The sequence below is a fragment of the Neobacillus niacini genome, assembly GCF_036961885.1.
Taxonomy (GTDB): domain Bacteria; phylum Bacillota; class Bacilli; order Bacillales; family Cytobacillaceae; genus Neobacillus; species Neobacillus niacini_H.
This window is the reverse complement of record NZ_JBALNQ010000014.1, coordinates 49,167-71,115: the sequence shown is the minus strand read 5'-3', so window position 1 is coordinate 71,115 and position 21,949 is coordinate 49,167. Positions and strand designations below refer to the sequence as shown.

General features: G+C 40.6%; 18 protein-coding genes. 13 read left to right on the top strand and 5 right to left on the bottom strand.

Annotation, left to right across the window (positions count from 1 at the left end; translation table 11 throughout):
• Positions 1-11 precede the first annotated feature (11 nt).
• The 6 genes from gcvPA (at position 12) to V7124_RS08030 (ending at position 7,194) form a co-directional block, all read left to right on the top strand.
• Positions 12-1,397 (top strand): aminomethyl-transferring glycine dehydrogenase subunit GcvPA, encoded by a 1,386-nt coding sequence (gene gcvPA, locus V7124_RS08055; RefSeq protein WP_335487840.1) that lies wholly within the window; start codon positions 12-14, stop codon positions 1,395-1,397.
• Between the two features lie 29 nt (positions 1,398-1,426).
• Positions 1,427-3,001 (top strand): aminomethyl-transferring glycine dehydrogenase subunit GcvPB, encoded by a 1,575-nt coding sequence (gene gcvPB, locus V7124_RS08050; RefSeq protein WP_335487837.1) that lies wholly within the window; start codon positions 1,427-1,429, stop codon positions 2,999-3,001.
• A gap of 41 nt (positions 3,002-3,042) precedes the next feature.
• On the top strand, positions 3,043-4,338 hold the full coding sequence (locus tag V7124_RS08045; protein ID WP_335487832.1) for an ABC transporter substrate-binding protein: 1,296 nt from the start codon (positions 3,043-3,045) through the stop codon (positions 4,336-4,338).
• 85 nt (positions 4,339-4,423) lie between these two features.
• Positions 4,424-5,344 carry a carbohydrate ABC transporter permease gene (locus V7124_RS08040; protein WP_335412111.1) on the top strand — a complete coding sequence of 307 codons (921 nt, stop codon included), beginning with the start codon at positions 4,424-4,426 and terminating at the stop codon, positions 5,342-5,344.
• The gene (locus tag V7124_RS08035; RefSeq protein ID WP_335487828.1) at positions 5,341-6,171 is read left to right on the top strand and encodes a carbohydrate ABC transporter permease; all 831 of its coding nucleotides are present in this window, start codon (positions 5,341-5,343) and stop codon (positions 6,169-6,171) included. The genes V7124_RS08040 and V7124_RS08035 overlap by 4 nt, the downstream gene beginning before the upstream one ends.
• Before the next feature lie 21 nt (positions 6,172-6,192).
• A complete protein-coding gene (locus tag V7124_RS08030; RefSeq protein WP_335487825.1) occupies positions 6,193-7,194 on the top strand; it encodes a LacI family DNA-binding transcriptional regulator in 1,002 nt (333 codons plus the stop codon).
• A gap of 36 nt (positions 7,195-7,230) precedes the next feature.
• On the opposite strand, the gene V7124_RS08025 is transcribed toward V7124_RS08030, so the two are convergent.
• The 4 genes from V7124_RS08025 to V7124_RS08010 form a co-directional block, all read right to left on the bottom strand.
• Positions 7,231-7,431, bottom strand: coding sequence for a hypothetical protein (locus tag V7124_RS08025; RefSeq protein WP_335487822.1), 201 nt, complete (start codon positions 7,429-7,431; stop codon positions 7,231-7,233).
• A gap of 148 nt (positions 7,432-7,579) precedes the next feature.
• Entirely contained in the window at positions 7,580-8,119 is a 540-nt protein-coding gene (locus tag V7124_RS08020; protein ID WP_335487819.1) for a 4Fe-4S dicluster domain-containing protein, read from the bottom strand.
• A gap of 243 nt (positions 8,120-8,362) precedes the next feature.
• Complete coding sequence (locus V7124_RS08015) at positions 8,363-10,354, bottom strand: molybdopterin-dependent oxidoreductase (RefSeq protein WP_335487817.1); 1,992 nt, start codon at positions 10,352-10,354, stop codon at positions 8,363-8,365.
• 18 nt (positions 10,355-10,372) lie between these two features.
• On the bottom strand, positions 10,373-11,590 hold the full coding sequence (locus V7124_RS08010; protein ID WP_335487815.1) for a PucR family transcriptional regulator: 1,218 nt from the start codon (positions 11,588-11,590) through the stop codon (positions 10,373-10,375).
• 222 nt (positions 11,591-11,812) lie between these two features.
• Here V7124_RS08010 and V7124_RS08005 point away from each other — a divergent pair, with 222 nt between their 5' ends.
• From V7124_RS08005 to V7124_RS07980, 6 genes are read left to right on the top strand one after another with little or no spacing between them, the layout of a single operon-like run.
• Positions 11,813-13,132, top strand: coding sequence for a radical SAM protein (locus V7124_RS08005; RefSeq protein ID WP_335487813.1), 1,320 nt, complete (start codon positions 11,813-11,815; stop codon positions 13,130-13,132).
• 24 nt (positions 13,133-13,156) lie between these two features.
• Complete coding sequence (locus V7124_RS08000) at positions 13,157-13,873, top strand: TorD/DmsD family molecular chaperone (RefSeq protein WP_335487810.1); 717 nt, start codon at positions 13,157-13,159, stop codon at positions 13,871-13,873.
• An 18-nt stretch (positions 13,874-13,891) separates the two neighbouring features.
• A complete protein-coding gene (locus V7124_RS07995; RefSeq protein ID WP_335487807.1) occupies positions 13,892-16,462 on the top strand; it encodes a molybdopterin-dependent oxidoreductase in 2,571 nt (856 codons plus the stop codon).
• 19 nt (positions 16,463-16,481) lie between these two features.
• On the top strand, positions 16,482-17,024 hold the full coding sequence (locus V7124_RS07990; RefSeq protein ID WP_335487804.1) for a DMSO/selenate family reductase complex B subunit: 543 nt from the start codon (positions 16,482-16,484) through the stop codon (positions 17,022-17,024).
• 19 nt (positions 17,025-17,043) lie between these two features.
• Complete coding sequence (locus tag V7124_RS07985) at positions 17,044-17,877, top strand: dimethyl sulfoxide reductase anchor subunit family protein (protein WP_335487800.1); 834 nt, start codon at positions 17,044-17,046, stop codon at positions 17,875-17,877.
• 31 nt (positions 17,878-17,908) lie between these two features.
• The gene (locus V7124_RS07980) at positions 17,909-18,826 is read left to right on the top strand and encodes a 4Fe-4S dicluster domain-containing protein (RefSeq protein ID WP_335487797.1); all 918 of its coding nucleotides are present in this window, start codon (positions 17,909-17,911) and stop codon (positions 18,824-18,826) included.
• Between the two features lie 92 nt (positions 18,827-18,918).
• Here V7124_RS07980 and V7124_RS07975 read toward each other — a convergent pair whose 3' ends face one another.
• On the bottom strand, positions 18,919-20,202 hold the full coding sequence (locus tag V7124_RS07975; protein WP_335487794.1) for an MFS transporter: 1,284 nt from the start codon (positions 20,200-20,202) through the stop codon (positions 18,919-18,921).
• Positions 20,203-20,516: 314 nt separating this feature from the next.
• Between V7124_RS07975 and V7124_RS07970 the strand changes: the two genes are divergently transcribed.
• Entirely contained in the window at positions 20,517-21,737 is a 1,221-nt protein-coding gene (locus V7124_RS07970) for a helix-turn-helix transcriptional regulator (protein ID WP_335412069.1), read from the top strand.
• The last annotated feature ends 212 nt before the right edge of the window (positions 21,738-21,949 follow it).

The window sequence follows — 21,949 nt, the reverse complement described above, 5'->3', positions numbered from 1 at the left end:
AGGTCATTTTTATGTCACAAAAGGTACACCCTTATATTCCAAATATGGTGCCCGAAGTTCAAGCGGAAATGCTAAAGGTGATTGGCGCTGAATCCATTATGGAACTATACGCTGGGATCCCGGAGGAGCTGCAGTTGAAAGAAGACCTACAACTGCCGCCGGCATTAACGGAGTATGAGCTCAGACGCCATATTGAAGGAATTCTAAATAAAAATACAAGTATGAAGGAATATTTGAATTTCCTAGGAGCGGGCTGTTGGCAGCACTTTATCCCAGCAGTTTGTGATGAAATTAATCAGCGCTCAGAATTTTTAACGGCCTATGCGGGGGAACCGTACGAGGACCATGGACGTTTTCAGGCGCTTTATGAGTATCAAAGTTTACTAGCTGAATTAGTAGATATGGATGTGGTAAATGTTCCAACCTTTGATTGGGGGCAGGCTGCAGCTACATCCATTCGAATGGCAGCCCGTATTACCGGGAGGAAAAAAGTCTTATTAGCCAAAACCGTAGCACCCGAACGAAGCAAAATAATTATCAACTACGGAACACCGGAATTAGAATTTGAATTTGTGCAATTTGATACGAAATCAGGGGTAATGGACTTAGAAGACTTACGAAAAAAATTAACAAAAGATGTTGCTGCTCTCTATTTTGAAAATCCATCCTACCTTGGTTTTATTGAGGAGCAAGGAATAGAGATTTCGAATCTATTAAAAGAAAACGAAACCTTGATGGTAGTTGGAGTAGATCCGATTTCGCTGGGTGTACTAGCACCACCAAGTCATTATGGAGCTGATATTGTTTGTGGAGACCTGCAGCCACTTGGCATGCATATGAATTATAGCGGTGGCCAGGCAGGCTTCATAGCCTCACATAATGATGTAAAAGTGGTCAATGAGTATCCATCTCGATTGTTTGGGATTGTCCCTACAGTGAAAGAAGGAGAATACGGCTTTGGAGATGTGGCATATGAACGGACCTCGTTTGCACAAAGGGAAAAAGGAAAAGAATCCGTTGGAACGCAGACCGCATTATGGGGTATCACAGCCGGAGTCTATTTAGCCTTGCTTGGTCCCAATGGTATGCAGGAAGTAGGGCAAACGATTATGCAAAATAGCCAGTATGCTGTCTACGAGTTGAACAAAATAGCCAATGTAACAGGATCGCGTTTACATTCATCCTTTTTTAAAGAGTTTATCGTCGATTTTAATGAAACTGGCTATTCCGTTGAACAAATGAATCAAAGACTGCTAGAAAAGAAGATTTTTGCTGGAAAGGACCTCTCGCACGAGTTCCCAGAGTTTGGTCAATCCGCATTATTTTGTGTAACCGAGGTTCATACAAAAGAGGATATTGACCAATTGGTTCAAGCTATTAAGGATATTTTAGCATAATAATCGTAAAAAGAGAGGAGCACTCAGACATGAAAAGGATTCAACGAACAAGCATGACCCGGGATTTTCACCAAGCAAAATGGAATGAACCGATAATTTTTGAACTCCATCAGCCAGGGGAAAAGGGTGTGGAGCTACCGCCTGTAAACGAACAAATCACATTGGCTGTAGGTGATGGAATTTCAGCCATTCCAGCAGCCATGCAGAGAAAAAGCAAGCCCAATCTCCCTGAAATAGGTCAAGCAAGGGTATTAAGACATTACTTGAGGCTTTCCCAAGAAACACTTGGTTCGGATTTTAATGTGGAAATCGGCCAAGGAACCTGTACGATGAAGTACATTCCAAAAATAAACGAATTATTAGTTCGTGATCCGAAAATGATGGAGCTTCATCCATTACAAAGCGAAGATACCGTTCAAGGAATGCTTGAGATTTTCTACAAGCTGGACTTATGTATGAGAGAAATTTCGGGAATGGATTATTTCTCCTTCCAGCCAAGCAGTGGGACGCAAGCACTGTTTGCGATGGCATCGATCGTAAGAAAATACCATGAACAAAAGGGCGAAGGAGATCAGCGGAATGAGATCATTACAACGATTTTCTCCCACCCTTCGCAGGCAGCAACGGCAGCAGTCAAAGGCTATAAAATTATTACCTTGCATCCGGATGAGAATGGCTACCCTGATATCGAAAAGTTAAAAGCCGCGGTGTCGGAGAGAACAGCCGGCTTTGTTGTGGCAAACCCTGAGGATACAGGCATTTTTAATCCAAAAATAAAAGAGTTTACAGATATTGTTCACCAGGCAGGCGGTCTTTGCTTCTACGATCAGGCAAATGCGAATGGCCTTTTAGGAATCACAAGAGCAAAGGAAGCAGGCTTTGATATGTGTTTCTTTAATCTTCACAAAACCTTTGCTGCCCCGCATATGTGCGGCGGACCTGCAACGGGTGCACTTGGTGTGACGGCAGCATTAAAAGAGTTCTTGCCAGCCCCGATTGTTGAATATCAGGACGGGAAATATTCACTCCAATATGATTTAGAGCATTCAATAGGCAAGGTTCGCTCTTTCCATGGCGTAGCTCAAACGGTATTGCGTGCCTATGCTTGGATTCGCGCCCTGGGTGCGAGCGGACTTAAAGAAGTAGCAAAAACTGCCGTTTTAAATAATAACTATATGTACCACAAGGTTTTAGCGATTCGCGGCGCAAGTGCACCGTATATCAAAGGACACAGACTTGAGCAGGTCCGTTACAGCTGGGAGCAGTTAACAAAGGAAACCGGGGTAACAACAGAGGATATTCAGTTAAGAATGACGGATTTCGGTCTTCATTACTGGACTAGCCACCATCCTTATATCGTGAAACAACCATTTACCCTTGAGCCAACAGAGTCTTATTCGAAAGAGGATTTAGATGAATATATCAATGCACTAGAGGAAATATCCAACGAAGCGTATGAAAATCCAGAAATCATCAAAAGTGCCCCACATAATAGCACCATTCATAAAATTGACGAGCAAGATTATTTGGATCATCCAGAAAAGTGGTGTATTACCTGGAGAACTTATTTAAAGAAAACAGAAGAATATGCTCCAGTTAAGTAGTCAATAAAACAATTTCTTTAAAAAAAGAGGGGGTCAATAAAATGAAAAAGTACATGCCGATTATGTTAGTGTTGTTTTTGCTTCTGCTATCTGCCTGTTCCAATAAAACAGCGGGGGATGAAGCGAAAACGGGAGATTCAAAAAATCCAGCAGGTACGATCACTGTATGGGGCTGGGACGTTGCAGCAGCAACGATGGAAGCGGCTGTTGAGGGATTTCAAAAAAAGTATCCAGATGTAGTCGTTACAGTTGAGGATTTTAATAGCTCTGATTTATACGATAAGGTAACAGTTGGTTTAGCAGCGCGAGGTTCAGGATTACCAGATGTTGTATTAATGGAGGATGAACGAATTCCTGGATACTTGCACCAATTTCCGGAAGGATTTGTAAATTTGGACGAACTTGGTTATGACCAATATAAAGATTCATTCAATCCAGCTAAGGTCGCCGCTGTTCAGAATAAAGACGGAAACTTCATTGCTGCCCCATGGGATATTGGACCTGCAGGGATGTTCTACCGAGTAGATTTATTTGAAAAAGCAAATGTTGATCCAAACTCCATTCAAACATGGGAAGACTATATTGCAGCAGGGAAGAAGATTAAAGAGGCTACAGGTGCACAGTTATTACCGATTGATATACCAAACTATGATGGTGTCTTCCAAATGATGATGCAGCAGCAAGGACTTTCTTATTTTGATAAGGACGACAAAATCACCTTGCAATCGAAGGAAGCAATCCAAGCCATGGAAGTAATCAAAAAACTTCATGACGAGGATTTAGTCTTAAATAATAAAGGGTGGGATGGAATTGTAACCGCAACGGTAAATGGAAGTGTTGCTACCGTTCCTTATGGTGTCTGGTATGCTGGTACCATCATGGACCAAGCACCAGATTTAAAAGGGAAATGGGATGTATTCTATCTGCCAAGTTTTGAAGAAGGCGGCACCAGATACGCGAACGTAGGAGGTTCATCTGTGTTGATTCCTTCATCCAGCAAAAATCAATCTGCAGCCTATGCTTTTGTAGAATATTTTACAACGGACCAAGAATCCCAATTGTTAGGTTTTGAAAAATATGGGCTTTTCCCATCCTTGAAGGAAACGTATAGCGATCCAACATTTACGGCTAATAACGAGTACTTTAATAATAGTCCTATTTTCAAAAAATTTGCTGATATTGTTGACCAAGTGCCACAAATTAACGTAAACGAAAATTTTGCAAAAGCAACCAGTCTTACGAGTCATGCACAAGCAGCGATTTTACTTGAAAATAAATCGGTCGAATCTGGCTTAAAGGATGTGCAGAAACAATTAGAGAATGAAATAAAAAAATAGATTTTTAGAGTACAAAGGGCTGAGAGTTTTAATTTTTCTCAGCTCTCTAATTCTAGAATCCTATGAAGTTAGGATGGTGGCTCGGTTGGAGCAAACAGAAAAGGTTTTAAATACCAAAACAAACTTTCGAGTCAAAAAGAGAAAAAGTTTAGTAACTCCTAAAAATGTCCCATATGTTTTTATTGCACCAGCATTTTTGCTCATTATGATTTTTACTGTTTATCCCGTCATTTCTTCGTTTATCTTAAGCTTTCAAGAGGTACGTGGTGTAGAGAAATCATTTGTGGGTTTTGCCAATTATTCTCGACTATTTCAAGATCCCGTTTTCTATAAATCGCTTTTAAATACTTTTCAAATTTTGATTGTCCAGGTTCCCATCATGCTCTTTCTCTCTTTACTGATTGCAGTGGGACTCCACTCTTCTATGTTAAAAGGGAAGGCGTTTTTTCGAATCTCTTACTTTATGCCTGCCATCACAGCACTCGTTGCTGCATCGATTGTTTTCATGATTCTATTAGATGAGCATTTTGGTCTTGTAAACTATTTATTGTCCTTTGTCGGTATTGAAGCCATACCTTGGTTAACAACCCCATTTTGGGCGAAGGTTTCTGTCATCCTTGTTATGACCTGGAGATGGACCGGATATAATATGGTGATATTCTTAGCTGGTTTGCAGAATATCCCATCTGATTTATATGAAGCGGCAAGTATGGATGGAGCAAGTAAAGTAAAGCAATTTTTCATGATCACGATTCCTCAATTAAAACCTGTATTTATTTTTACTGTTGTCATGTCAACCATAGGCACCCTTCAGCTATTTGATGAGCCGTTTATTTTGACACAAGGCGGACCAAATAATGCCACGATGACCATTACACTTTATTTATATGAAGCAGGCTTTAAATTTTTTGACTTTGGTTATGCATCAGCGATTGCTTATGTGCTTGTCATCATAACGGCAATCATTTCATGGGTTCAGATGAAACTGGTAGGTGATGAATCATGATCCATTCTAAGAAATTATCCACAAAAATAGGGATTTATTGTTTATTAGTAGCAGGTGTGCTCTTATCCATTGCACCGTTTTACTGGATGCTCGTCGGTTCTACCATGCCATCAGGAGGGATTTTTCGTTTACCTCCTAAACTTCTTCCAGGTGATTATTTAGCAAAGAACTTGCAATCGCTGAATGAGTCATTAGGGTTTGCCAAAATCTTTTGGAATTCCTTATTTATTGCTCTCGTTTATACAGTGGTTAGCACGCTAATTAGTTCAATGGCTGGGTACGCTTTTGCAAAATTTACGTTTAAAGGAAAGAACTTGTTCTTTTTTATCATTTTATGCACATTAATGATTCCTTCTCAGGTGACATTGATTCCTTTGTTTGAAATGATGGTTACCTTTAATTGGTTAAATACGTATCAAGCAATTATATTACCAACGCTTGCCTCCCCTTTTGCGATTTATTTAATGAGGCAGAATATGAAATCGATTCCAGATTCGATTATAGAGGCTTCCCGAGTGGATGGGGCAGGGGAATTAAAAATATTCTTTACGGTTATTTTGCCTGTAACAAGGCCTGCAATGGCTGCCGTTGCTATTTTTCTTTTTATGTCCCAATGGAATAGCTTACTCTGGCCGCTTATCACGTTAAATTCGAAAGATATGTTTACCTTGCCTGTTGCATTATCCAGTTTAATCGGAATGGCGCGAATTGATTATGGTCAGTTAATGTTAGGAACTACCCTATCTACTGTCCCAATTATGATCTTTTTCCTTTTGCTGCAAAAACATTTTATTTCTGGGATATTGGGTGGAGCTGTTAAAGAATAAGCAGGTAGGCAGGGAGAAATAATGGCGACAATAAAGGATATTGCCAATTTAGCTAATGTTTCAATCACTACCGTTTCTCGTGTATTAAATTATGATGAAACATTAAGTGTCTCACCCAAAACAAGAAAAGGAGTTTTTGAAGCGGCAGAGGAATTAGCCTATGTGATAACTCCAAAGAAAAAGCCAAAGAGTAAATGGAGAATCGGGTTATACGATTCTTTCTCACTCGAAGAAGAATTAGTAGACACTTATTACCTGTCTATAAGGGTTGCCTTAGAAAAAAAGTTAAAAAGTAAATGCATTGATTTTTTCAGAATTGAACAGGAAGGCAATGAGGAGAATCTCCGAAAAATCGATGGAATCATATGCCTTGGAACATTCAAAAAAAGGGAGACTGAAAATATTAAGGATTTTCAAAAACTATGTGTCTTTGTTGATTCCAATCCTGATGAGTATTACTTTGATTCCGTTGTGATTGATTTCAATTCCGCAACCAAAAATGCTCTTAATTATTTAACCCAATTAGGTCATGAAAATATCGGTTTTATAGGCGGGGTGGAAACCGATATGTATGGTAACCGGTTTAAGGATTTGCGGCAGGATGTTTTTGAAAATTATCTAAAGGAAAAGGGTATTTTCAAAGAGGAATTAGTCAAAATTGGCGGCTATGACCCAAAGGATGGATATACCAATCTAAGAGAAATGCTATCAGCCGATCCAAAGCCGACAGCTGTTTTTGTTGCAAATGATACGATTGCGGTCGGATGCTATAAAGCTGCCTATGAGTTAGGAATTAAAATTCCCGATGAGTTGAGCATTGTCGGGTTTAATGATGTCGCAACTGCGCAATATATGGTTCCGCCGTTAACGACTGTTAAATTATATACAGAGATTATGGGTGAAACGGCTGTTGATTTATTGTTGGAGCGATTAGCCTCAAAAAGGGAAGTTAGTAAGAAAATCACGATAAATACGAAGTTGATTGTAAGAGAAAGTGCGGCTAAACCGCAGAATAAACAGTAAAGAGAGCGAAGAATTTCGCTCTCTTTTTGATGCCCGTTATTTTCTTTTTCCTGCTAAACAAAGTAATCCCTGGACGATCAAGACTAAAGAGAATAAAAGGATAGCTAAAATACCAATTAGAACGACTAGCGGGCTAAGCGGTGCGAAAAATCCTGTTAACGGTACCCTTAATAAGGCAAAACCAGCGATAATACAGGTTAAAAATAAAAATGGACTGCGATCCAACAAACTGCTCATCGTCTGCTCACTCCTTTCTGGGATTACCTCATTCTATTCGTGAGAGGCATGAGTTAGGTATTAAAGTTATAAATTAGGATAATTTGACTAGGGATATGAAGAATATCCCTATAGCGTAGGAGGGCCAATCATTAGCGTATCCGCTCCATTACTTTATAAAATACCGTTTTCTCGGCTTTACTGGATAGAACACGATGGATGGACTGGTTACTCGTATGTCTGGAAAACCTGGAAGTGTCATAACTGCTTCTGGGTCTGAAAATTTGTTAAGGTCGAAAATCGAAAGCGCGCCTGTTGAGCAGGCTTCGACACAGGCAGGTGGGAGTCCAGCATCCTGACGTGGATAGCACATCTGGCATTTACTCACTTTTTGTGTTTCTGGATCAAACTGTGGAGCATTGTATGGGCATGCGGAAACACATAATTGACAGCCATTGCAGCGGCTTTCATCGATTTCGACAATGCCATCCTGTCTTTTTGTAAATGCCCGCTCCGGACATACTCTAAAGCATTCGGGAGTGTCACAGTGATTGCAAGAAATAGATAGGAATAAATCAGGTGCAATTTTATTAACCTTTCTCCATCGGATATGGGAGGGAGTTTGGTTCTCATTTTTACAGGCAATCTCACATGCCCTGCAGCCGATACAATCATCGGCATTAAAGGAATAGCCCAATTGTTTATACATCATTCTCCCTCCACTTTCTATATAAAAATTATAAGGCTTTGAACTTAGTTTACTGTCTAGCTCCAGCGCCCTAACGGCTAGTGTCCTTTGCTCTCCGCCCTACGATAAGTCAACATCGAATCGCCTTCGGCTCTTCGTGTTTCCTTTATCTCAGTTGGAGCGCTCCACAAGGAATGCTTCGGCAGCATAGACTTCGCACGAAGAAAAAGCGTTAGCTTTTTCGAGGAGGCCATACGCCGCTGATCAGGGCGCTTCCGCTTTCCTAATATAAACGACACTGTCATAGAAATACGTACTGCCATTCTGTTCATTTGACTGTAAAATTAATTGATTAATTGGATTATCGCCTGCTTGGTGGGCAAGGATGATAGTATTGGGCAAATGCGGATTAATTTTGGAAACACCGACGATTTTGCCTTGGGCATTATATACCTCAATTTTTTCCCGTTCCTTAATACCATTCACTTGTGCTGCTTGACTGGACAGTTCGATACAGGATTCATCCTGCGGGCTATTCAGCCAATTTAACGATGCGTACTGTGAATGTATTTTTAATAACGATTGCGGTGTGAGCAATTTAAATTCATTTACTTTATCAAACCCAGTCTGGTCTTTCATCTTCTTTTTATCAGGTGTGAACATGCGGAATACGTTTCTGTCTTCTGGGATTCCCTTCGTCCTATCCTTTTGATAAGGTCGTTGAAGAAGTTCTTCATAGCTTGAAAATGAATATAAGTCCCTAATCTCCGGTGTTAGTTCTTCTTTAATCCAATCAACAGGCTCTTTGGAAGCCGGGAAATTTGAAAATCCCGGTGATAGCTCATTTAATTTTATGGTTATCTCCCTGGCAATCTGGAGGTCACTTTTTGCTTCATAATAAGGGGGAATCGCCTTTTGATTGATTGATAACCAATAGTGCCAATACCCCACATTTAAGTCCTCTTCTTCAAAATGACTGGCTGCAGGCAGAACAATATCCGATCTTTCAGCTGTTTTTGTCATATAAAGATCGACCGTGACCACTAATTCTAGATGCTGAAACAATTTAGCCCATGCATTAAAATTTTGATCCTGGGTTATGTTTCTCGATGCTATCCATAACAGCTTAAGTGGCGGATCAGAAAGTTGAAAGGCATTTGCTGCATAATCACTGATATCCACTTCCCGTGAAGCGGGAATCGACGGGTGCTCAGGTCCTTGATGATTGAGGAGAGCACACGGAAAATCCTCAACATCAAAATGCATATAGTAAAGCCCGCCATTTGGAATAAACAGGTTGCCGGTGACGGCGGCGAGACTGTTGATGGCGCTGATGCTGTCACTCCCGCGTTTATTCCTTTGTATCCCTAAACCCGCCCAGGTTGCGATGGGTTTAATGGTTACGTATAAATCACTCAGTTCCTTGAGTGCCTCTAATGAAACCCCTGTTTGCTTACAGACTTCTTTAATCGTTAAATGGTCTTCAAGATAATTTTTATATTCGAGCCAGCCTTCGGTTTGTTCTTCAAGGAATTGAATAGAGTGCTGTTTGCTATTGATAACAAGTTTCGCAATCCCGAGAGCTAGCAACCGATCCGTACCAGGGTTAATTTGAATATAGAGATCTGCTTTTTTCGCCGTTTGGGTAAAAACCGGATCAATAACGACTAGCTTTGCTCCTTTTTTCCGAGCCTCATAAATAAATTTCATTTGATGCACATTCGTTATCGCAGGATTTGCCCCCCAAAGAACAATTAGTTTCGATCCTGCCATATCTTCAGGAATGGAGCTGAAATTCTTACCAAAGGAGTGATTCATCGCATGTTTCCCAGAAAGAGCGCAAGGGTTACCAATTGGCTTGGTATGTGGTCCAATACTGTTAAACATCCCTTCTGTTGCATAATGAAGCAGCCCAAGATTACCGGAATATTTATTGTAGCCACTTGCTAAGTTGGAGCCGTACCGCTGATTTAGCTCAACCATTTTTGACGCGATGATCGTATAGGCCTCATCCCATGAAATTCGTTTCCAATTGCCTGAGCCTCGAGGGCTTTGCAGCATCGGATATTTAAGTCGGTTTGGACTATATACGTATTCTGTAAAGGCATACCCCTTCGCACAAAGCTTCCCCTTGGAATATCCATGCTCAGGATCTCCCGTTACCTTGATCAGTTTCCCATTCTTAACATGCGAGAGGATGCCGCAGGTTCCATAGCAATTTCGTGGGCAGGTATTATGATAAATGGCTTCCTTCAAGCTAACCCCTCCTCACATTTAAATTTTTCTAAGCTGTTTGATTTTTAAAGCGGCCGTAATATTTAGCTTGTTGTTCAAATCATCCAGCTTGAGATTAAGGATTTCCTCAATTTTTTTCAACCGGTATCGTAAGGTATTTCGATGAAGGAACAGGGCTTTTGAAGTAGCTGTCATATCGAATTGATTGGCGGCCAGACCTTCAAGTGTTTCCATTAATTGCGCGCTATTCGTTTCGTCATATAGCTGCAATTCCCCTAGGGTTGCCTGGTAATATTCTTTTAAATCCTGCAGATCATGTTTATATAAAATTCTTTCTAAGCCTAAATCTGAAAAAAATGGAATCGTAATTTCCATTAATTCCCCAAGCTCTAAAGCTACCTTTGCCTCCTGAAAGCTTCGAAATAACTCGACAGGATTCTTGTAAGTCTTCCCGATACCACAGGATAGAGGCTGGCCAGGGTGAAGTGATTGCATCTGGTTGATGATCGTAGTAGAAAAATCTTCAATAACAGCTCGATGCTGCTTTTGCTGATCCTCTTCCATAGGGAAAATCACAATCACTTGGCTTTTTCTTTTTAAAGTAATCGGCTTTATGTTTCCTTCGATTAAGGTTCGCTCCACGATATAGAGAAGATGGTTGATCATTTGTTTGTCGGTCAACACATGATTAAAGTCAGTCAATGAAAATACTAAAACGGTTTGTGGAAGGTGAAAGTCCCAATTCCACACATTTCCATATTCATAGATGTCCTCTAGTTGCTTGAGATTTCCATAGAGTAAATCGAATAAGAATGGTTCCTTGAACTTCATTTTTTCTTGTCGCTTTTCTAGCTTTCTATGAAGCTGAATACTAGCAAGTGAAGCGGAAAATTCAAGGATTGATGCGTAGATTTGCGGCTTTTCCTTTTTACTAAGCAAAATAAATAGATATCCTAGCATAGTATTTCCTTGTGTTATCGGGCAAGCAAGACCATATTCATCCGATACGGTTGTGGTCATTTGGCAGCTAAAAGCGATGGAGTTTTCAATTAAATCTACTGGTTGAATTGCCAAAATTTCAGTAAGAGCCGAACAGCCGGCAGGATAGGACGATGAAAGGATTTGATAGTAGGAATCGGTAATAAGGACAGGGTGTGAGATAAGTTGGCACAGTTTGTTTGTTAGTTGTGCCGCGTCTTCTGTAGTAGTAGTAAGCAATTGATGTACAAAATTAGGGATGACCATAGATTCGTTCATAGTACGTACCCATCCTTTCTATCATACTCATGATTGTTACCTTCATGGTATCTCATTTACGAAGGAAGGACAATGAAAGTCACAGTTTCGTAATATCCTCATGTCCATGACGCACAAAAAATGATGGTTTTTTTCGTTCACCGGGGACATATCTTTGAATCCTTAGTCCTTATATACTAATAGTAGTAAGTGAAATGATTCACATATAGGAAGGTGGATAAGATGAAGACTCTCACGGATGAAAAAGTGAAGAAAGTGAATAATCCATCACTAAATAAATATACAACGATCTATCAAAATATTGAACAAGGCACCATCAATCAAATTGAAGCATTCGGTCTCCCCTTTGAGGACCGGAACAACCATAAAGAGCTAGTGCAGCAAATGGAAGATCTTAAAGCAAATGGAGCTACATTTAGAAATAATGGAAAAAGTGTCCTATCTAATCAAAAAATCTCGAGTGCTTGTGTGGCCTGCCAAAAAGGCAGTGGCAGCTACACCAGTTTTGTCTCCTTAAAATGCCATCGGGACTGTTATTTCTGTTTTAACAAAAATCAGGACAACTACCAATTTTATCTGCAAAACCAGAAAAATGTGAATCAGGAGCTGCAATCCTTGTTTGATCAAAACATCCAGCTCACACACCTTGCCTTGACTGGCGGGGAGCCGTTGTTACATCCAGATGAAACCATTTCCTTTTTCCAACAGGCGAAAAAATTGTTCCCGGAGGCTCATACAAGACTGTATACGGCAGGGGACCTACTAACGGAAAGAGTCCTTCATGGTTTAAACGAGGAAGGATTAGAAGAAATTCGGTTCAGCATTAAATTAGAAGATACCGAAAAAAAGCGGAACCATATTCTTGGAAAAATTGCCATGGCGAAAAGCTATATTCCCAATGTTCTAGTGGAAATGCCAGTGATCCCAGGAACAGACGAGGAAATGAAACAACTTCTTCTTGATTTAGAAGCCCTTGAGATTTTTGGGATTAATCTATTGGAATTTTGCTTCCCGCTTGAAAATGCCAAAGCCTTCAGGGAAAAGAGATTACAGCTAAAAAATCCCCCTTACGATGTCTACTACAACTTCTGGTATGCAGGTGGACTAGCGGTGGCGGAAAGCGAGAAGCTTTGTCTTGAATTGGTTCAATATGCGCTGGAAAAGAAGTTGAAACTGGGTGTCCATTATTGCTCACTAGAAAATAAATTTACGGGGCAAATCTATCAACAAAATCACGATCAAAAAATGGACGAAACCTATCACTTTTCTGCTGTCGATTATTACTTTAAAACAGCGAAGGTTTTCGGCCCTGATAAACGAAAAGTTGTAAAGGTTTTGGAACGTAAAGGGTTTCCGTATCTTCCGAATGCGGATTATGATTACGTCCAGTTTCCTATCAAGGCAATTCCACAATTAAAGGAGAAGGAAATAACGATTGTCATTTCTTCAAACGTGGTAGAAATGGAAAGTGGTCAGCAAACGATTAGGGAAGTCCATCTTGACTTGACAACCCCGGCAGAATTCAGCCTTGAGAATATGTAACAAAAAGGAGTGAGGAGGATGGAAATGACAAAACCATCACTAACCATCGAGGAAGCAGTGGATATTTTTTATGCAAGAGAATTTGCTTATGACATATTAAGGAGATTCTTTATTGAAGAACCACCACGAGAATATGTAAAGCTGTTTATACAAAAGAATATGATTGATTTATTTCCCTTTCAAGAAGAGTCAGAAGGGATTCGTGCAGGTGTAAAAAAAATAAAAGACTATTTAGCGGTGTTTAATCCAGGAATGATTGAAAAACATTATGAAGACTTACATTGGGATTACACGAAAATGTTTATTGGTCCCTTTGAGGTACAGGCTTCCCCTTGGGAATCTGTTTATGTCCGAAAAGACAAATTACTATTTCAACAGACAACCATGGATGTGAGGAAGCTTTACAATAAATACGGTTTTCAAGCTGGTGATTACAATATCGAAGCGGATGACCATATCGGGCTGGAACTAGATTTTATTTTTCACTTAAATCGGCTATGCATTGAGTCTGCCGAGTCACAGGCAGCAACCGCTCTCCAGGAAATCCGCTATTTACTGAAGGAACAAAAACAGTTTATCGAGGACCATTTGGAGAAGTTTGTTCCGATGTTAGCAAAAATGGTCGATGAGCATGCGGAAACAGATTTCTTTCGAGGAATGGCAGCCCTGCTGCGACACTATTTAACCATTGATTCAAAAGTTCTAACAGAACTATTGAATATAGATTTGATCCAAAAGTAAGGAAGAGGAGGTTCAAAAATGTTGGATCTAGTGCAAAAAGTTAAGGACTTTAAGATGACAAGAAGATCATTTATCGGGTGGACAAGTGCAGCTGCGGCTACGGCTGTGATCCCAGTTTCTAGAGGTTTGGTAGTAAAAGCAGAAACTGGAACGGAGGCAGGCGAGAGTGCCGAGGGAATATGGAAGGCAGCCGCATGCTGGCACAACTGTGGCGGCCGTTGTGTGAACAAGGTTCTTATCCAGGATGGAGTTGTGGTACGTCAAAAAACAGATGACACCCATGCGGATAGCCCTGATTTTCCGCAACAAAGAGGCTGCTTACGTGGACGTTCACAGCGTCATCAAGTATTTGGCCCTGACCGTTTAAAATATCCAATGAAGAGAAAAAACTGGGCAGTTGGCGGAGGCAAAAAAGAGCTTCGCGGTAAAGACCAGTGGGTACGAATCTCTTGGGATGAAGCTCTTGATATTGTTTCGAGTGAGATTACGAGAATTTCTAAAAAATATGGTAATGAAGCATTATGGGCAACCGGAGCTGGTCAAATTACCAAGGTATTATCCTTAAACGGAGGCTGCACAACAGACTATGGAACAACCTCTTGGGGTGCATGGTACTGGGCGCCAACGATGATGGGTGTAGCAGAGGGCTGGACCGATCTTGGTATTAATGACCGGATTGACCTTCGAAATTCACAGCTAATTGTTCTATGGGGAGAAAATCCGGCCTGGAGCAGCCCAGGAAGTCCTACTTATAATTTTATGCAGGCAAAAAAAGCTGGAGCAAGGTTTATTTCGATTGATCCTTCCTATACTGAATCAGCAAGAACCTTCCAAGCCGATTGGGTTCCTGTAAGACCTGGAACAGACCATGCGCTGGCACTTGGAATAATGAATGCGTTATTAGATGAAGATGATCCGATGACAAATCCATTAATTGACTGGGATTTCTTGAATCGCTGTACGGTAGGTTTTGATACCGAACATATGCCAAAGGATGCGGATCCAAAAGAAAACTTTAAAGATTATCTTCTAGGAACCTATGACAATCTTCCAAAAACACCTGAATGGGCTTCAGAGATTTGTGGAGTAGAACCAATCCGAATTCGTGAGTTAGCTCGTCAAATTGGCTCAACAAACAGAGTGGCTCTTTTAACAGGATGGGGACCAGCACGAATTAACGATGGTGAAGGCTGGGTTCAAGCATTTTCAACACTTGGTATGATGACTGGGAACATGGGACGTTCAGGAAGTATGACAGGCGTTAGCTGCCATCGAGCTGCCGGTAATGGCGGTCCATGGTTAGTAAAGGCAGGAACAGATGGTTATCTATCTGTTAAGAATCCTGTGACCAATCTGTTGAATCATAATGAAATCTTCACAGCCGTTTTAGATGGAAAGTTCCATCAAAAGGGTGAAGGTGAGCGCAAGGCTAATATTCAATTAATCTATCACCAATTTAATGCCACACTTCAGACTCGCGGTGCGATGAAAATGGGAATTGAAGCACATAAAAAGGTTGAATTTGTCGTTTCTCATGCGTATGTCTTAACCACAAATGCAAAGTATTCGGATGTGGTTCTGCCAGTAACGACAGAGTGGGAAACGGAAGGCGGAATGCTCCAGGGCAATCGTGAAATGTATATTGTCTACAGCAACATTACAGCTCCATTATATGAAGCGAAGAGTGATGTGCAAATTGCAAAAGAGTTGGCAGCAAAACTCGGCTTAGATTCTAATTTACTCTATCCAATTAGTGAAAAACAAGCCTTCTTTAATAAACTGGCAACAAGTAAGGTGATTGCAGAAAATGGAGTCGATTATGAGCCATTAGTGACGATTACCGGACAAGACATTAAAGAGTGGGGCGTGGCTGGTACACCGCAGCAAGGAAGAATTGGGTTAAAAGAGTTAATCGATCAGGGTGTCTATCAGGTACAACGCAAACCTGGAGACAATTTTGGCTTTATTGCTTACAAAGACTTTGTTGAAAACCCAGAAGGCAAACCGCTGAAAACACCAAGTGGAAAATTTGAGATCCATTGTAATACGATTCATGAAGAGTCAAAGGGCGGCTGGACTGAAATTGCTCCGATTCCTAAATACGTACCAAAAACAAAAGGGTTTGAAGACACTTTTGAAAACTGGGAGTCTAAAAAGAAAGGTAAATATCCTTTCCAAGTCTATAACCCACACTATTTAAGACGTTCTCACAGTACCTTTGATAATGTCCAGCAGCTGCGGGAAGCCTGGCCAAACCCAGTGTTTATCAACAAAAATGATGGGAAGCGCCTAGGAATCAAAGAGGGTGATACCGTGCTTCTCTTTAATGAATACGGGAAAACCTTGCGTCCTGCTCACTTAACCGAAACGATGACACCTGGAGTTGTTGCACTCCCACATGGTGCTTGGGTGGAATTGGATGAAAAAGAAGAAGTCGATAAAGCGGGAGCAGACAATATGCTAACAGGACCAATTGCAACTGGTTTGGGAACTTCTGGTTGGAATACAGCTGTTTGTAACATCAAAAAATGGGATGGCGAACCTCTAAAAGAAGATGTTAAGTGGGCTCAGCGCATCATTAAATTTTAAGAAGAAGGAGGTTTAATCCATGGTGCAAATGGGATTTTATATAAACGTTGCAGAATGTATCGGGTGTAAAACATGTACCGTTTCCTGTAAGGATAAAAACTCTTTAGAAGTGGGAAGAAACTACCGTAGAGTCTATGATTTTGAAGAAGGAAGCTTTCCAAAGCCGACGCTTTATCATCTATCAATTTCATGCAATCACTGTGATGAGCCAGCATGTGTCCAAGGATGTCCAACGGGCGGGATGTTTAAGCGTGAAAGTGACGGCGTTGTCCTTGTTGATCATGACAAGTGTATTGGCTGTAAGTATTGTGAATGGAACTGCCCATACGGTGCTCCACAATATAATGAAGAACTTGGTAAAATGACCAAGTGTGATACATGCTACGACTTAAGGGAGAAAGGTGAAGACCCTGTCTGTGTATCTTCATGTGTTATGCGTGCCATCGAGTTTGGACCGATTGACGAATTGCGTGCAAAACATGGTGCCAATGCGGATATCAGGGGTTTACCAAGTTCTTCCATCACAAAACCAAATTTAGTAATTGGTGGGGCAAACTTATAAAAAAAGAGGAGGGATTCCAATGCATGAATGGCCATTATTACTATTTACTGTAACGATTCCTGCTGCAGTCGGCAGTGTGCTTTTTCTATGGTTGATCTATGGAAAAATTACAAAGTCTAGCGGGGATAGTCTTACTGTTTTGAAATTACCGCTGCTAGTCACCGTGGTGGTATCGTTTGTTGGTTTAATTGCATCATTCTTTCATCTCGGCAGTCCAGAAAATGCCTTTAATGTTTTAAGAGGATTTGGGCGGTCATGGATGAGTAATGAAATTGTTTTTACAGGTGCATTTATTGCTCTTGTCTGTTTAACAACTGGCTTGCTGTTTGTTCAAAAGAAAGTCAATCCGACTCTTTTGATCATCACAGGGCTTGTTGGATTGGCTGATATCTATTGCATGGCATCTGCATATGCTGTCACCCGAGTGAATGGCTGGGATCATTTGAATACGTATGTTGTTTTCTATGGAACTGCTTTCTCACTCGGACCGGTTCTTGGAGCAAGCATGATGCTTCGAACTATCAAAGAGGAACAAATGAAGAAAATCGTCAAATGGGCATTTCTCATCGGAATATTCGGTGTGGCTATTCAGGTAATCGGTGCAGCGATGTTTGCTGGCTATACACCAGAGATTCAGCTTATCACAGGTGAAAGTGCTGCCGCGAAGCTAGAACCGTACTCAGGGATGATTGGTTTCCGTTGGGCGATTGAAATGCTAGGCCTTGGCGTGATGGGTTATCTAGCATTATCTTCAAAACCAAAAGTCAGCTTTACCCTTGTCTACGCAGCGCTACTTGTATTTGTGGCGGCAGAAGGCATGAGCAGATATGTATTTTATGTTTTAGGTGCTTAAAAGCAGGTAGAATAGGTTGAGGTGATTCAAAATGGGGATTATCGATAAATGGGTGGAAAGTCTTGATTATCAATTTAGTGTATCTGATTCCTGTATCCGTAGTAAAAGTCCATGGGCAGCCTGTAATCAGTGTATCGAATCATGTAAAGAAGAGGCTATCACGCTTAAAGATAATCTGCCTATTATTAATGCTGAAAAATGTGTGGAATGTGGGAGTTGTCTTGCTATTTGCCCTGTTCAGGCAGTCGAAGGAATTTTTCCAAAACGATCTATCCTTCAAAATCAACTGCTGGCAGAAGAGGGACATATCCCTTCAATGAAGGAACTACTCGTTTTTTATGCAAAAGGGATCACCTCGATGCTTTCGGTTTCGGAAAAATTGAGTGACGACTGGAAAAGGGAAATTTCGGCGGCCAATTCCATTCTTTTAAAAATGGGAAAATCGCCATTTTCGGTGCAAGAAGGAAAGCTAGAAGTGGAAAAAAGTGATTCCTACTCAAGGAGAGACTTGTTTTCTCTTTGGGGCAAGGAGAGTAAATCACTTGTTAAACAAGTGACTCCGGCAAAATGGAGATTCAATCATAGCAATTTGGAATTGTCTCGCTATTATCCAGACTATCAATTTTTCGATGTTATTGTTGATACAAAAAAGTGCAGCCTATGTCGTGTATGTGAAGCACTATGCCCAAAGCAAGTCTTTAGCATGAGGGATGACGCTTTTATGATCGCACCACAGGCATGTTCGGATTGTAAGCTGTGCAGTGATGCCTGCCCGGAAAAGGCGATTATGATTAATGACCGAGTTACTAAAGCCATGCCAACCACACATGAAACGTTTTTAAACACATGTGAGAATTGTGATACAAGCTTTAGAACCCTCGCAAGGCAGGATAACAAATGTCCTGTTTGTTCGAAAAGAAAAGTTGGTTATTTAACCAGTAAAGCATAAAGCAACCCGCCTTCCCATAAGGAGAAGGCGGGTTTTTTAATTACGCTCTTTTCTTAAAACAGGAAAACCAGTCACATAGACACCTAATCAATCTAAAATGCCTCCACACTTTTCTTCACTATCTTTTCTTTAGCAAGTTCTGGATGAACCTTTCGAATGACAGCTGGTCTTAACATAGCAAGGACTACACCCACACATAATCCAGATGACAAGAGCAGAACCCATTCAGCTGGGAAGACATCGTATAGAAATCCATAAAGCACCATTCCTAATGGAGATAAAGCCATGGCAACTGTTTCAATGAGAGAAAAAACGCGCCCCTTAAATTCGTCCGCAATTTGTTTTTGCATCATCACTTGTGTTGGTGTATTGACGAAAACAATACATGCTCCTAAGCCAAGTTCAAGTAGTATATAGTAGCCAAACATGATGTTATAAGACATGGTGAATAGTAAAGGTAAAGTGGTACCTCCCATAATCACTGCCATAAGGATAATTCCTCTTTTTGATACGAGCAACGGAAATTCGATCTCCTTCCGGACTGATAGGTAAATCGATAACAGTAGCATACCAATGGCAAAGGCGCCCTCTGTAAAACCAAAATGCTGGGAAACCATTTTCAATTTTTCAATCAGAATGAAGGAATAACCAACTTGATAGGCACTGAAAAGGAAATTAACTAATAATGCTATCCAGATAATTGTCATCAACAGCGGTTGTAATCTTAAATAAGATACACCGGCCTTCATACCTTGCCACATGGATTCTTTCACTTGCTTAACTGTTTCCGCTTTTTGATTGACGAACAAAGTGAAATTCATTGTTGCATCAAGTACGACAGCAACGGTAGAGGCAGCCATATAGATAATGAGAAATAGTGGCAAGGAAACCGCTCCATACAATAGTCCTCCCACGGCTGGAGAGGCAATAGCCGCAAATGAAATCGACATTTGATTTAAGGACATGGCTTTTTGTATTCTGGCTTCATCCACCAGGCCTGTAATGGATGAGGTAAATGCTACGCTTGAAAACATGGAGGTAAGCGACAAAATACAGGAAGTGATATAAATAGCGGTTAAGGATAATCCGAAGGTAATACTGACGACTAATAAACCGCCAATCGCTAAGGTGGTTGCGATTTGTGAGATAATCACAATCCTCTTCCGTGGATATTTATCGACGATATAGCCTGCAAAAGGTGCTGCGATGGTGCGTGGTAATATATTGCAAATCAGATTCAAGGCAAAACTTTTCGCGGATCCAGTTGCTTGTAGGATATAAAAACTAATAGCAAAGGAATAGACTTGTGAACCAAAGGATGCAACTAGCTTGCTTATGGTAAATGTCCAAAGATGATAGGTGGCTTTTTTTAACATGTTACTATTATTCATAAAATCTCCCCGTTTCTTAGGATTATTTTGAAAAGTTTAATTTAATTAAACAAATCATAACATGAAGGTTTTACCAAATCAATAGGTAAGTTTAATTAAATTAAACATTTTTTATGATGCGGTGTGATAGTGCCTGTAAAAGTGAAGGAGTAAAATTACGGTAATAATAATGTGAGGATAGTGCCTGTAAAAGTAGATGAGTAGACATTCGATAACAATAGTGAAGTTTACATCTTCCAAATCTAGGGTAAGTTTAATATAATTAAACAAATGGTTATTTTGGAAGAGGTGCCCCACTTATGTTAGGAGACCGAATACGTAAATTAAGAAAGCAGAAAAAGCTGACACTTGAAGCACTGGCCGGGGATGGCCTTACAAAGGGGATGCTTAGCTTAATCGAGAACAATAAAGCAAAGCCTTCCATGGAGAGCCTTGCCTATATTGCGGATGGGCTCGGGGTCGATGTAACTGAATTATTAGAGGAAATCAGTACAGAGGAGGTAAGAGCTGTCCTTGAAAGGGCTGAAAAGCTATATAATCAGAAATCTGCTGCGGTACCAGATAAATATAAACAACTGTTAGCCCTTATTACTCCTTATAGTAAAAACCTTACCCAAGGCTATGAGTCGGCACGATTGCTGGATATTTATAGCCGCAGTTTATATGAGGAAAAAATAGATGGCTGGGAGGCCCTTGCCGATCAAGCTGCAGTTATGTATGACAAGATGAATCTGACAGCCAGGCGCGCGCAAATTACGATTTTCAGATCAATGGTATACTTCATTAAACATGATTATTCCAATGCCTTAGACCTACTGGTAAGAGAACGGACCGAGATTGAATTGAACCATGTCTACATTGATCCGATGACACGCGTTGACCTTGACTACCATGAGGCGATTTTGCATTTTGCAATTGGCGATAATGCGGCTGCCAGCCAGGTAATGGAAAGTGCGATTGATTTTTCAAAAGAGCATCGAATTTTTTATCGAATTAATGATTTATATCGTCTTGGTGCAGGACAGGCACTTATGTTTAAAAATGATGAACAGTTGGAATTGTATTTGCGGAAACTAAAACAATATGGGGAATTTGCGGATGATTTACCTTCCATTCTTATTCATGATCTCATAGTGGTTATGTCGCTAATAAATGTGAAGCAGGATTATGTCAAGGCACTTGAGATTATAAATCAGTACTTAGCGGCACCAAAGATGGAGGAAGTGGTAGAGGATTTGTACCAATTGGAAAAAGGAAAAGCCCTATACGGACTTGGGGATTTTTCGGAAGCCATTACTTATTTCGATAAAGTAGAGACATCTGCTACCACACACCATCCGTTTGATTTGGCACTTTATTATATTCGATATCCCTATCAAGCACTTTGCTACTGGGAAATAGGAGAAAAGGAAGAAGCGCTTCAAGCTGCCCAAATAGCTATGAACAATTTTGACCCTTTACCCGATTCACCTTTTAAGGAATTTACGAATGATGTCTATCAAAATTTAAAGAATTCGTAGCTGAATGGTTTTCATGAGGCTCAAAATTAGGAATTACAATAGAAAATGGGCCTCATGAATCATCCATGAAGCCCGAAAACAGGATTCGCAATAGGAAATGGGCCTCATGGACCGTCCATGAAGCCCAAAATTAGGATTCGCAATAGAAAATGGTCCTCATGAATCATCCATCAAGCCCCAAAATAGGAATCGCTGCCGCTGACCAGGGCTCC